The organism is Mycobacterium talmoniae (assembly GCF_001854525.1).
In the GTDB taxonomy this organism is placed as follows: domain Bacteria; phylum Actinomycetota; class Actinomycetes; order Mycobacteriales; family Mycobacteriaceae; genus Mycobacterium; species Mycobacterium talmoniae.
In genome coordinates this window covers 1-12622 of sequence record NZ_MLQM01000155.1, presented here as the reverse complement: position 1 = coordinate 12622, position 12622 = coordinate 1, and the positions used below count along the sequence as shown (strand labels likewise).

Sequence of the window (12622 nt, the reverse complement as noted above, 5' to 3'; positions counted from 1 at the left end):
GGCCCGGGCACCAAGGGGCTGAGCCTGTTCGTGGTGCCGAAATTCCTGCTGGACCCGGAGACCGGCGAGCCGGGGGAGCGCAACGGCGTGTTCGTCACCGGGCTGGAGCACAAGATGGGGCTGAAGGGCGGGGCGCGGTGGGGCGCGGGCGTCGGGGCGGGCGGGGGCCTCGGCGCTCCCGTCGCCAAAGTCCACGGACTCGGCGAGGATGCTCACGCCCTCCTCGGTCACCGACAGAAACCCGCCGTGCACCGCGATCCGCAGATCGTCCTCGTCGTTCCGCTCGACCTTCACCATGGCGTCATCGACGAGTTCGGCGACCAACGGGATGTGCCGGGGCATAATCCCGATCTCGCCGACGGTGGTGCGGGTGAAGATGAAGCTCGCCTTCCCCGACCACACCTTCCGGTCGACGGCGACGATCTCGACATCCAGTTCTGCCACCTCATACCACCTTTCGCCGCCGGGCCGCCATCACAGCTTGGCGCCGAGGCTCTCGGCCTTCTTGGCCAAGTCGTCCAGACCGCCGATCAGGAAGAAGGCCTGCTCGGGCAGGTGGTCGAACTCGCCCTTGCACAGCTTGTCGAACGCCTCGATGGTCTCCTTGAGCGGCACCGTCGAACCGGGCTGGCCGGTGAACTGCTCGGCCGCCATCATGTTCTGGCTCAGGAACCGCTCGATACGCCGCGCCCGGTTCACCAGCTGTTTGTCCTCCTCGGACAGCTCGTCGATACCGAGGATCGCGATGATGTCCTGAAGGTCCTTGTAGCGCTGCAGGATTCGGATAACCTCCTGGGCCACCCGGTAGTGCTCGTCGCCGACCACACCCGGGTCGAGGATGGTCGAGCTGGACGCCAGCGGGTCCACCGCCGGGAAGATGCCCTTGGAGAACACCGCACGGGAGAGCTCGGTGGTGGCGTCCAGGTGCGCGAAGGTCGTCGCCGGCGCCGGGTCGGTGTAGTCGTCGGCGGGCACGTACACGGCCTGCATCGAGGTGATGGACCGGCCGCGGGTCGAGGTGATGCGCTCCTGCAGCTCACCCATCTCGTCGGCCAGCGTGGGCTGGTAGCCCACCGCCGAGGGCATCCGGCCCAGCAGCGTGGAGACCTCCGAGCCGGCCTGGGTGAACCGGAAGATGTTGTCGATGAACAGCAGCACGTCCTGGCCCTGCTCGTCGCGGAAGAACTCGGCCATGGTCAGCGCCGACAGCGCCACCCGCATACGAGTACCCGGCGGCTCATCCATCTGCCCGAACACCAGCGCGGTGTCCTTGAGCACGTTGGCCTCACCGAGCTCGACCCACAGGTCGTTGCCCTCACGGGTCCGCTCCCCCACGCCGGCGAACACCGACGTACCACCGAAGTTTCGGGCGATGCGGTTGATCATCTCCTGGATCAACACGGTCTTGCCCACACCGGCACCACCGAACAGCGCGATCTTGCCACCACGCACGTACGGGGTGAGCAGGTCGACGACCTTCAGCCCGGTCTCCAGCATCTCGGTGCGGGGTTCCAGCTCGTCGAAGGCCGGCGGCTTGCGGTGAATGGCCCAGTGCTCGAAGTCTTTCCCGTAACCCGGCTCGTCCAGGCAGTGACCCAGCGCGTTGAAGACGTGGCCCTTGACCCCGTCACCGACGGGGACCGAGATCGCCTTGCCGGTGTCGGTGACCTCTACGCCACGCACCAGCCCGTCGGTGGGCTGCATGGAGATGGTGCGCACCAGGTTGTCACCCAGGTGCTGGGCGACCTCCAGCGTCAGGGTTTTCGCCAGCGACTCGAACGTGACCTCCGCGTGCAGCGCGTTGAACAGTTCGGGAACGGCACCCCGTGGGAACTCGACGTCGACCACGGGGCCGGTCACCCGCACCACGCGTCCGGCGGTGTCGGCGCCGCCTTTGGCGGTGGACTTTTCAGCGGTAGCAGTCATGATCTTCTTCGCTTCCTTAAGGGGCTTACCTGGCGTCGGCCAGCGCGTTTGCGCCACCGACGATTTCGCTGATTTCCTGGGTGATCTGGGCCTGACGCTCGCGGTTGGCCTCCAGCGTCAGGGCCTTGATCAAGTCGTCGGCGTTGTCGGTGGCCGACTTCATCGCCCGCTGACGCGACGCCAACTCCGAGGCGGCGGCATCCAGCAACGCGGCGTACACGCGGGTGGTCAGATACCGCGGCAGCAGTGATTCGAACAGCGTCGTCGCGTCCGGTTCGAACGAGTACAGGGTGCGCGGTCCGGTTTCCTCCCCGACGTACTCCACCACCATCGGGGCGATCCGGCGCGCCTCGGCCGACTGCGACAGCATCGACTTGAACTCGGTCGCGACGATGTGCAGTTCGTCGACGCCGAGCACACCGTCGGTGCCAGGGTCGTCGCCGTGGTCGTCGGCCCCGGCCAAGAACGTTTTCACCAGCGTCGAGGCGATGGCCGTGGCGTCCTCGTAGCTGGGCCGTTCGGAGAACCCGGTCCACGACTCGGTGATCTTCCAGTTCCGGAAGGTGTAGTAGCTCAACGCTTTGCGGCCGACCACGTAGAGCACCGGGGTCTTGCCCTCCGACCGCAGCAGGGAGAACAGCTCTTCGGCGCGGCGGAAGATGTTGGCGTTGTAGGCACCACACAGACCACGATCCGACGACACCACCAGCACGCCGGCCCGCTTGGGCTCGTCACGCTCGACCAGCAGCGGATGGTCCAGCGCGGCTTCGGCGGCCAACGTGGTGAGCAGCCGGGTGATCTCGACAGAGTAGGGCCGGGCCGCTTCCAGCCGGGCCTGCGCCCGGCCGATACGCGAGGTGGCGATCAGCTCCTGGGCCTTGGTGATCTTTTTGATCGACCCGGCAGAGCGGATGCGTCCCCGCAGTTCGCGAAGTGTGGCAGCCATCGTCCGTTACTTCTTCTTCGGCGCGGGCTTGCGGACCTGTACCGCTTCCTTGCCCAGTTGCTCTTCGTCCAGGGCCTCGACGTGCGCGTCGGGCACCACCGAGCCGCCACCGGTGGCGGCAAAGCCCTTCTTGAACTGGTTGACCACCTCGGTCAGCTTTTCGCTGGCCTCGTCGGAAAGCTTCTTCGACTCACGGATCTCCTTGAGGATGTCCTCCTCGGAGGCCCGCACGTGGTCGAGGAACTCGGTTTCGAAGCGGCCGATGTCCTCGACCGGCACCGAGTCCAGGTGACCGCCGGTACCCAGGAAGATCGACACCACCTGCTCCTCGACCGCCATCGGTTGGTACTGCGGCTGTTTGAGCAGCTCGACCAGTCGGGCACCGCGCTCCAGCTGAGCCTTGGAGGTGGCGTCCAGGTCGGAGGCGAACGCGGCGAAGGCCTCGAGCTCGCGGTACTGCGACAGGTCCAGACGCAGCGACCCGGCCACCTCTTTCATGGCCTTGATCTGGGCGGCACCACCGACACGGGACACCGACACACCGACGTTGATGGCCGGCCGCACACCCTGGTTGAACAGGTCGGTCTCCAGGAAGCACTGGCCGTCGGTGATCGAGATGACGTTGGTGGGGATGTAGGCCGAGATGTCGTTGGCCTTGGTCTCGATGATCGGCAGACCGGTCAGCGAGCCACCGCCGAGTTCGTCGGACAGCTTGGCGCAGCGCTCCAGCAACCGCGAGTGCAGGTAGAACACGTCACCGGGGTAGGCTTCGCGGCCCGGCGGGCGGCGCAGCAGCAGCGAGATCGCACGGTAGGCCTCGGCCTGCTTGGTCAGGTCGTCGAACACGATCAGCACGTGCTTACCGGCATACATCCAGTGCTGGGCGATCGCCGAGCCGGTGTAGGGGGCAAGCCATTTGAACCCGGCGGAGTCCGAGGCCGGGGCGGCCACGATGGTGGTGTAGTCCATCGCGCCGCCCTCTTCCAAGGCGCGACGCACACTGGCGATCGTGGTGCCCTTCTGGCCGATGGCCACGTACACGCAGCGCACCTGCTGCTTGGGGTCGCCGGTCTCCCAGTTCTTGCGCTGGTTGAGGATGGTGTCCACGCAGACGGCGGTCTTACCGGTCTTGCGGTCGCCGATGATCAGCTGACGCTGGCCGCGGCCGATCGGGGTCATCGCGTCGATGGCCTTGATCCCGGTCTGCAGCGGCTCGCTCACCCCTTGGCGCTGCACCACCGACGGCGCCTGGATCTCCAGGGCGCGGCGGGTCTCGGCCTCGATGTCACCGCGCGCGTCGATCGGCTGCCCCAGCGGGTTGACGACCCGGCCCAGGAACGCGTCGCCGACCGGCACCGACAGCACCTCGCCGGTGCGCTTGACCTGCTGGCCTTCTTCGATGTTCTCGAAGTTACCCAGGATCACCGCGCCGACGCTGTGCTCGTCGAGGTTGAGCGCCACCCCGAGCACGCCGCCGGGGAACTCCAGGATCTCCTGGGTCATCACCGACGGCATACCCGCGACGTGGGCGATACCGTCACCGGCGTCGATGACCGTGCCGACCTCTTCGCGGGCGGTGTCGGAGGTAAAGGAGCTCACATACTCCTCGATTGCCCCCTGAATGTCATCAGCGGAGATTGTCAACTCAGCCATGGCTTTTCGTCTTCCTGCCTTAGATATGGGTAGTTATCGATAAGTCTGTTAGTCGGGCAGCTGGGCCTGGGCGGTGGCGAGACGTGCCGCCAACGTACCGTCGATCACCTCGTCGCCCACCGCGATCGAGAGCCCACCCAACAGTGCGGGATCGATCTGCATCTGCACGGTTACCGGGTGGCCGTAGATCCGGCTCAACACCGCGGTGAGCCGGGTGCGCTGGGCGTCGGAGAGGTCTCCGGCCGCACCGACGTGGGCGATGACCTCGCCGCGGCGGGCCACCGCGACCTCGGCCAGACCCAGCACCGCCTGCGCGGCCGGTTCGCCGCGCAGCAGTCCGATGGTCTGGGACAGCAGCGCAACCGCGATCGGGTTGGCGTTGCCGCCGGCGCTGTCCAGCACGTTGCGCAACAACGCGACCCGGCGTTCGGCGGGCGCGGTGTTGTCGCTGAGCAGGGTGTCCAGGCGCGGCTGGGCGTCGAGCACGCGGGAAAACCGGAACAGCTGGTCTTCCACCTCGTCGACCTGCCCGGCGCGTTCGGCGCGCACCAGCAGCGCCTGCCGAGCCAACAGTTCGATCGCGTCGACCAGATCCGCGTTGGCCGACCAGCGTTCCGCCACGGCGGCTTTGACCAGCTCCAGGGCGGAGTCGGCGATCTTGCCGCTCACCAGCCGCTGCACCAGCCGGACCCGGGGAGCCGGGTCGTCGGCGGGCTGCGTCAAATACCGGGTGACGACGGTTTCGCGGTCCAGCAGTGCGGCCACCGAGGCGAGATCCGCGGCCAGGGTGGAGAGCCCCGCGTCGTCGAGCCCGGCGACCCCGTCCTCGAACCGCGCCGCCAGATTGGTCAGCGCTTCCCGGCTGACCGAGCGCATCTTGGACGCCACCGGATATTGGATCTCGGCCGCCGAGGGGGCCATGGCATCCAGCTCATCGAGGAACCGGTCGACGCTGGCCGACTGGTTAGCCGAATCGGTGACGTGATCGCGCACCAGTTCCTCGGCGCGCCGCACGGATTCGCTACCCAGGTCGGCGCGCAGCTGGCGGATCAGTTGGGCGCGCAGCAGCTCCACCTGCTGGGCGCCCTGCACCTTGATGCGCTCCACCTCGCTGTCGGCCTGGGCCCGCAGTTGTTCGGTGAGGCGTTTGGCATCCGCCTGGGCCTCCTCGGAGACCCGTTTCGCCTCGGTCTTGGCGTCTTCCAAGGCCTTGGCGTGGGCCTGGTCGGCTTGCGCCAGCTTTTCGGCGGCCGCGGCGGACTCCGCCAACTGGTCCCGCACCGACTGCTGCTGGGCGGCCATCAGGCGGCGCACCGGCGGCACGACGTAGCGCCACACCAGCCAGACGATGACCGCGAAACCAACCAGTTGTCCGATGAACGTCGACATGATCCGCTACCGCCCTGTGGTCGCCGAGGTTGTCGCTGCTGCCGAGGAGGTGAGGTCCACGCCGAGAATCCGGCTGGCCAGGGTCGCCGAGAGTGTCTCCACCCGGGCGCGCAGTTCCCCAGCCATGGCGTCCCCCTCCTGCTTGAGTTGCTCGCCGGCGCTTTGCAGGGTGGATGCCACCTCCGCGTCCGCGCGACCGCGCATCTCCTCGAGGACCTTGCGGCCCTCCGCCCGTGCTTGGTCGCGTACCGCGGATGCTTCCACCCGCGCCTGCGACATCTGCTTTTCGTAGTCGGCCTCGGCGGCAGCGAATTGCTCGGCCGACTTCTTGTTGTCGGCGATGGTCTTGGTGACCATGTTTTCGCGCTCCCGCAGCACCTTCATGATCGGCGGCACCACGAAGGCCCCGATCACGCCGAGCACGATCAAAAAGATGACCAGCACGACGAAGAAGGTGCCGTTGGGGATGAGGAAGTTCTTGCTGCCGCCTTCCTCGGCTCCCTGACCGGCGGCCAGGACAATAGCGCTCATGTCACCCATCTCTGCGGATTACTGTGCGGCGATCGGGGTGGCGAACACGAACAGCGCCATGAAGGCCAGGTTGATGAAGTAGGCCGCCTCGACCAGACCGACCGTGATGAAGAACGGGGTGAACAGCCGACCCTGGGCCTCGGGCTGCCGAGCGATTCCGGAGATCAGCGCGTTACCGGCGATACCGTCACCGATACCGGCGCCGATCGCGCCACCGCCCATGATGAGCCCGCCGCCGATGAGGGCGCCGAGTCCGATGAGATTGGGATCTCCCATGTCCTTATCCTCCTTGATAACTGGTAGCCATCTACCAGGTCTGTAGTGGTCCGCGTCAGCGGGGTTCGGGTGCTCTAGTGGTGCTCATCTTCGAGCTCCATGGCTTGACTGAAGTACAGGATGGTCAGCAGCGCGAAGATGAACGCCTGGATCAACCCGACGAACAAGTCGAAGGCCTTCCAGATCGCGTTGGGCGCCCACAGGATGTAGGGCGGGAACAGCGCGATCAACCCGACCAGGATGCCGCCGGCGAAGATGTTGCCGAAAAGCCGGAGCGACAACGAGATCGGTTTGGCGAGCTCTTCGACCAGGTTGATCGGCGCCAGGAAGGCGACGTGGCCCTTGAGCAGCTTCACCGGGTGCCCGACGATGCCGCGGCGCCAGAACCCGGCCAGGTGGTAGCAGATGAACACGAACAGCGCCAGCGCCAGCACATAGTTGATGTCGGCGGCCGGCGGCGCGAACAGCTCCTTGGCGTTGCCGGCCTTGTCGCTGTACTGCAGCGGCAGCACCGACAGCCAGTTGGAGATCAGGATGAAGACGAAGATGGTGACTGCCAGCGGCAACACGAACGGCGCGATCTTCATCCCGATGGCACCCTCGATCTGGTTGCGCATCTGAATGGTGATCGCCTCGAAGAATAACTGCACCCCGCCGGGCACCCCGCTGGAGGTGACCTTGGCGCGCAGGAACAACGCCAACCCGATCACGATCACCGCCGCGATCCCGGAGGCCACGATGGTGTCGACGTTGACCTCGCCGAGCACCGGCCAAACGGCCGTCTCGTGGTGTCCGACCTCGATGGCGGCCTCGGCCAGGATCGTCTCAGTCATCTGCGGTCCCTTCGTCCACGCCGGGCTCTGTCGCTTGTGTGCGCAGCTTTTTTACCACTGGCAGCGTGGTGGTCAGCACCAGCACCGCCTGAAACAGCGCCAACCCGAACAGCACACCCAGCCCGGTGGGCTGGAAGTAGAACGCGATCGCCAGCCCGATCACCGTAATGACCAGCAGCCGCGACGCGGAATTGAGCGCCATCTTCTTCTTCAGCGGATGGTCTTGGGCGGTGATGGCCAGCGCCGCGCGGCGCACCAGCACGGCGTTGAGCAGACCCAGCGCTAACCCCAGACCGAAGAACAACCCGAACGCCACGTGGCCCAGTTGGGCGGCCGCGGCGGTCGCCACCGCGGTCAGGGCAAGGCAGATGAGGAGCAGCCGAACCGGCCGGAATACCACAGAGGGCAACACCAACGGCGCGTCCTGCGCTGGTGTCGTCACCGCCTCACCTCAATCCCCGCGTTCTCGAGTGCCGCTGTTGTGATCTGTCGCGCGACCCGCCGAGCGTATCGGATAGGCCAGGGCGCGCTTGAATCACTCAAGGGGCAGCTCCCTGTGTCGGTCGTTGGTCGGCGCCGATCGGCTTTTACACCGATGGGCCGGGGCCGGCAACCCGCGAGGTTTTTTCGGGTTCTGCCAGCACCGTACCACATGGTAGACACCCCTACTACTGGTCGTCGTAGAGTGTTTCGCTGCGGCGCAATAACGGGATCACCGTCACCACAATCGCCACGAGAATCGCCCCCAGCATGACCGCCCCGGTGTAGCGCGGATCGAAGAAGATCGTACTGGCGGTGCCGAGGGCGATGATGCCCACCCACAGGTAGATGAGCAGCACCGCTCGCCGGTGCGAGTGGCCGATCTGCAGCAAACGGTGATGCAGGTGCATCTTGTCGGGGGTGCTGAACGGGCTCAGTCCGGCGCGGGTGCGCCGCACGATCGCCAACAACGTGTCCAGGGCCGGCACGAACATCACCGCGACCACCAACAGGAACGGCGACAGCAGCGCGAACGCGTCGCGGGCGCCGTAGGCGCTCTGCGAGATCGGGCCGGCGGCGGTCGTCGACGCGGCCGCCAGCATCAGGCCGATCAGCATCGACCCCGAGTCGCCCATGAAGATCTTGGCGCCGTGGAAGTTGTGCGGCAAAAACCCCAGGCAGGCCCCGGCCAGCACCACCGAGATCACCGCCGGCGGGTAGAACAGCACGTCGCCGCCGTGGTCGCGGAGCAGGCCGACGGAGAACAAACAGATCGCCAACGCCGTGATCAGGCCCAGGCCGGCGGCGAGACCGTCGAGGCCGTCGACGAAGTTCATCGCGTTGACGATCGAGACGGTCAACGCCAGCGTGAGCAGGATCGAGGAGACCTGATCCAACACGATGGTGCCCACCCCGCCGAGCGGGATGTACAGCACGCTCCAGGCCACCCCCATGGTGACCAGCACGCTGGCCGCGGTGATCTGGCCGGCGAACTTCGTCAACGCGTCCAGGCCCCACCGGTCGTCGATCAAGCCGATGCCCATGATCACCCCGCCGGCCACCAGCACCGCGGGCATGCCCGAGGAGTACACGAAGCCGCGGGTGAGCGCCGGCAGCTGGGACGCCAAAAAGACCGCGGCCAAGACGCCGACGTACATGGCCAGCCCGCCCATCCGCGGCGTGGGCTGCACGTGCACGTCACGATCGCGCGGGTAGGCCACCGCGCCCAACCGGGTGGCCAAGAGCCGCACCGGCCCGGTGCTGAAGTAGGTGATGATCGCCGCGGTCAGCCCGACCAGGGCAAGTTCGCGCAGCGGGACGCCGGCACCGCGCTCCGAGAGCGCCAGCAGACCGCCGGCCAGGCTGTCCACGTCGCTGAGCACCCCGCGACCGTACTGCACGAACCTAAGCTCCGATCACGCCGTCAACTCGGCGGGCGCCATGCCCAGCACGGTGCCGATGGCTTCGGCGCTGACCGGTCCCACCCGCAGGATCCGCGGGGTGGCGGCGGTGAGGTCGACGATGGTGGAGGCCGCTTGCTGCGCCGACGGTCCCGCGTCCAGATAGACGTCGACCAGGTCGCCGAGTTGGCGGTGGGCCTCCGCGGCGTCGACCGCCGGCGGCTGGCCCGACGTGTTGGCACTGGAGACCGCCATCGGGCCCACCTCACGCAGCAGTTCGATGGCCACCGGGTGCAACGGCATTCGCAGCATCACGGTGCCGCGCGCGTCGCCGAGGTCCCACTGCAGCGACGGGGCCTGGCGGACCACCAGGCTCAGCGCACCCGGCCAGAAGGCGCGAATCAGTTCGTGGGCGGCGTCGGGCACCGCGACCACCAGCCCCTCGATGGTGTGCCAGGAGCCGACCAGCACACCCACCGGCATATCGCGGCCGCGGCGTTTGGCGGCCAATAGTGCGGCGACCGCCGCGCTGTCGAAGGCGTCCGCGCCGATGCCGTAGACGGTGTCGGTGGGCATCACCACCAGGCGGCCGCTGCGTGCCGCGCTGGCCGCCGCGGCGATGCCCTGGGCCCGCTGATCGGTGTCGGCGCAGTCGTAGAGGGTCATGCCCGCTAATCCTTCCTGACCGCCGTCACGAAACGAAGCCGCCCGGTCAGGTCCCGTCGCGCCGTGACGGCGTCGAAAAGGCCGGTGTCCCCGACGGTGTCGACCGTGAGCGCCGACGTGGTGTCGTCGTGTTCGACGGCGAACCGGCCGCCGGGACGCAGCCACCGGCCCGCGGCGACGGCTACCGCCGCAATCACCGCCATCCCGTCCGGCCCCCCGAACAGCGCGTGCGCGGGGTCGTGCTGGGCCACTTCGGGTTCCAGCACCGCACCGTCGGGAATATAGGGCGGGTTGGCCACCACCAGATCGACGCCGCCGTCGAGTTCGGCCAGCAGGCCGGGCGTCGTCGCGTCGGCGCGCACCAGCTCCACGCCGGTACCCACACAGTTGCGCCGGGCGTAATCCAGTGCGGCGTCGGAGTCGTCGATGGCGAGCACTCGGGCGCCGGGCCGGTGCCGCGCCAACGCGAGCGCCAACGCGCCGGATCCGGTGCAGACGTCGACGATCACCGGCTGCGGGCCCAGTGGCTGCGCCATCGCCCACTCCAGCAGCGCCTCGGTTTCCGGGCGCGGGATGAACACCCCCGGACCGACGTGCACGGTCACCGGGCCCAACGACGCCGTCCCGGTCAGGTGCTGCAGTGGCACCCGTTGCGACCGCGCGCTGACCACGTCGTGGTACCGGGCGAAAAAGTCGTCGCCGGGCGGGTCGAGCAGCGCCAGGCGGCCGCGCTCGGTGCCCGCCAGGTGCGCGGCCAACTCCTCGGCGTCGGTGCGCGCGGAGTCGATCCCGGCCGCGGCGAAAACCGCCGTGGCGGAGTCGATGGCGCACCGCAGCCGGCTCATGTCCCCTGCAGCCGGGACTGCTTGTCGGCGGCGGCCAGCGCGTCGAACAGCGCGTCGAGGTCGCCGTCGAGCACCTGGTCCAGGTTGTGCGCCTTGAAACCGATCCGGTGGTCGGTGATGCGATTCTCCGGGAAGTTGTAGGTGCGGATGCGTTCGCTGCGGTCCACGGTCCGGATTTGGCTGGCGCGGTCGGCCGACGCGTCGGCCAGCGCCTGCTCCTCGGCCATGGCTTGCAGTCGCGCCGCCAGCACCTGCAGCGCACGGGTCTTGTTCTGCAGCTGCGAACGCTCGTTTTGGCAGGTGACGACGATGCCGGTGGGCAGGTGGGTGATCCGCACCGCCGAGTCGGTGGTGTTGACGCCTTGGCCGCCCTTGCCGGAGGAGCGGTAGACGTCGATGCGCAGATCCGATTCGTCGATCTGGACCTCGCCGACCTCCTCGGGTTCGGGATACACCAGCACCCCGGCCGCCGAGGTGTGCACCCGGCCTTGGGATTCGGTCACCGGGACCCGCTGCACCCGGTGCACACCGCCCTCGAACTTCAGCCGGGACCACACCCCGTCGACGGCGTCGCCCTTGCTGGCGATGGTCAGCGTCGCGTCCTTGTAGCCGCCCAGATCCGAGGTGGTCTCGTCGAGCACGGTGACCGTCCAGCCGCGGCGCTCGGCGTAGCGGATGTACATCCGGGCCAGGTCGGCGGCGAACAGCGCCGATTCCTCGCCGCCCTCCCCCGATTTGACCTCGAGCACGACGTCGTCGGCGTCGTGCGGGTCGCGCGGCGCCAGCATGTCGGTGAGCTGGGTGTCCAGTTGGGCCACCCGGGTCTCCAACTCGGTGACCTCGGCGGCGAACGAGTCGTCGTCGGCGGCCAGCTCGCGGGCGGTGTCCAAATCGCCGCGCGCCGATTCCAGCTTGCGGTGGGTGGCGACGATGGGTGCCAGCTGCGCGAACCGGCGCCCGGCTTTGCGCGCCTCGGCGGGATTGTTGTGCAGCTCGGGGTCGGCGAGCTGACGTTCCAGGTCGGCGTGTTCGGCCAACAACGCGTCGATCGCCTGGACGCTCTGCGTCATCTCAACCTCCGAACACAAAGCGACGCCCGGCCTGCGCGGGTTTCCGCAACAGTCCGGGCGTCGGTGCTGCTACTTGTCGGCCGAAGCTTCCTGCTGGGCCCCGGTCTTGCGCTTGCCGTAGCGCCGCTCGAAGCGGGCCACCCGGCCGCCGCTGTCCAGGATCTTCTGCTTCCCGGTGTAGAACGGGTGGCACTGCGAGCAGACCTCGACCACGATGTGGCCGCCCGGCTTGGTGCTGCGGGTGGTGAACGAGTTGCCGCAGCCGCAGACCACGGTGGTCTCGCCGTAGGCAGGGTGAATGCCAGATTTCATGATGTCCTCTTCGATTGCGGGTCGCCGGGTCGCCGGTAAGGCGTGAACCGGAACCTCAAGGTGCCTGAAATGCCAGGGCGGTCGCCGGTCGATTATGCCAGGTCAGCCGCCATCCTCCCAAACGTCGCGCTGAGCGCCCGCATTCCCGCCGTCCGCGGCGCCGCCCAACCCCCGGATGAATACGGTCCCCGGCCGACGTTGAACAATTTACGCCGGTGGCAGATCGTCACCGACACGGACAGAAAGTTGCGGCGGTGACGATGAAGATGCAGATCAAACGCCTAATCACCGGGGG

At 67.7% G+C, this 12622-nt stretch carries 13 protein-coding genes and 2 pseudogenes; 1 reads left to right on the top strand and 14 read right to left on the bottom strand.

Features of this window, described 5'->3' with window-relative positions; translation table 11 throughout:
• A pseudogene (locus BKN37_RS29995) lies at positions 1-126 on the top strand (hypothetical protein); the annotation flags it as partial.
• Positions 127-156: 30 nt separating this feature from the next.
• Here the strand turns inward: BKN37_RS29995 and BKN37_RS29990 are convergent.
• The 14 genes and pseudogenes from BKN37_RS29990 to rpmE form a co-directional block, all read right to left on the bottom strand.
• Positions 157-444 (bottom strand): annotated as a pseudogene (locus tag BKN37_RS29990) (F0F1 ATP synthase subunit epsilon); the annotation flags it as partial.
• 30 nt (positions 445-474) lie between these two features.
• Positions 475-1926, bottom strand: a complete 1452-nt coding sequence (atpD, locus tag BKN37_RS21415) for a F0F1 ATP synthase subunit beta (RefSeq protein WP_071028972.1) — start codon at positions 1924-1926, stop codon at positions 475-477.
• Between the two features lie 25 nt (positions 1927-1951).
• Positions 1952-2872, bottom strand: a complete 921-nt coding sequence (locus BKN37_RS21410; protein WP_071028971.1) for a F0F1 ATP synthase subunit gamma — start codon at positions 2870-2872, stop codon at positions 1952-1954.
• Positions 2873-2878: 6 nt separating this feature from the next.
• Complete coding sequence (atpA, locus tag BKN37_RS21405) at positions 2879-4525, bottom strand: F0F1 ATP synthase subunit alpha (protein WP_071028970.1); 1647 nt, start codon at positions 4523-4525, stop codon at positions 2879-2881.
• Between the two features lie 48 nt (positions 4526-4573).
• Positions 4574-5914 carry a F0F1 ATP synthase subunit B/delta gene (locus tag BKN37_RS21400; protein ID WP_071028969.1) on the bottom strand — a complete coding sequence of 447 codons (1341 nt, stop codon included), beginning with the start codon at positions 5912-5914 and terminating at the stop codon, positions 4574-4576.
• 6 nt (positions 5915-5920) lie between these two features.
• Positions 5921-6454: a F0F1 ATP synthase subunit B gene (locus tag BKN37_RS21395; protein ID WP_071028968.1), complete on the bottom strand. Its 534-nt coding sequence runs from the start codon at positions 6452-6454 to the stop codon at positions 5921-5923.
• Positions 6455-6463: 9 nt separating this feature from the next.
• Positions 6464-6721, bottom strand: coding sequence for a F0F1 ATP synthase subunit C (locus BKN37_RS21390; protein WP_071028967.1), 258 nt, complete (start codon positions 6719-6721; stop codon positions 6464-6466).
• 74 nt (positions 6722-6795) lie between these two features.
• The gene (gene atpB / locus BKN37_RS21385) at positions 6796-7554 is read right to left on the bottom strand and encodes a F0F1 ATP synthase subunit A (protein ID WP_071028966.1); all 759 of its coding nucleotides are present in this window, start codon (positions 7552-7554) and stop codon (positions 6796-6798) included.
• Positions 7547-7996, bottom strand: coding sequence for an ATP synthase subunit I (locus tag BKN37_RS21380; RefSeq protein ID WP_071028965.1), 450 nt, complete (start codon positions 7994-7996; stop codon positions 7547-7549). Before BKN37_RS21380 ends, atpB begins: the two co-directional genes overlap by 8 nt.
• Positions 7997-8222: 226 nt before the next feature.
• Positions 8223-9434: a glycosyltransferase family 4 protein gene (locus tag BKN37_RS21375; RefSeq protein WP_071028964.1), complete on the bottom strand. Its 1212-nt coding sequence runs from the start codon at positions 9432-9434 to the stop codon at positions 8223-8225.
• Positions 9435-9449: 15 nt separating this feature from the next.
• Positions 9450-10100 (bottom strand): L-threonylcarbamoyladenylate synthase, encoded by a 651-nt coding sequence (locus BKN37_RS21370; RefSeq protein WP_071028963.1) that lies wholly within the window; start codon positions 10098-10100, stop codon positions 9450-9452.
• Between the two features lie 5 nt (positions 10101-10105).
• Positions 10106-10945, bottom strand: a complete 840-nt coding sequence (prmC, locus tag BKN37_RS21365; protein ID WP_071028962.1) for a peptide chain release factor N(5)-glutamine methyltransferase — start codon at positions 10943-10945, stop codon at positions 10106-10108.
• Complete coding sequence (gene prfA / locus BKN37_RS21360) at positions 10942-12015, bottom strand: peptide chain release factor 1 (RefSeq protein ID WP_071028961.1); 1074 nt, start codon at positions 12013-12015, stop codon at positions 10942-10944. Before prfA ends, prmC begins: the two co-directional genes overlap by 4 nt.
• Before the next feature lie 69 nt (positions 12016-12084).
• Positions 12085-12327 (bottom strand): 50S ribosomal protein L31, encoded by a 243-nt coding sequence (gene rpmE, locus BKN37_RS21355; protein WP_071028960.1) that lies wholly within the window; start codon positions 12325-12327, stop codon positions 12085-12087.
• Positions 12328-12622 lie beyond the last annotated feature (295 nt).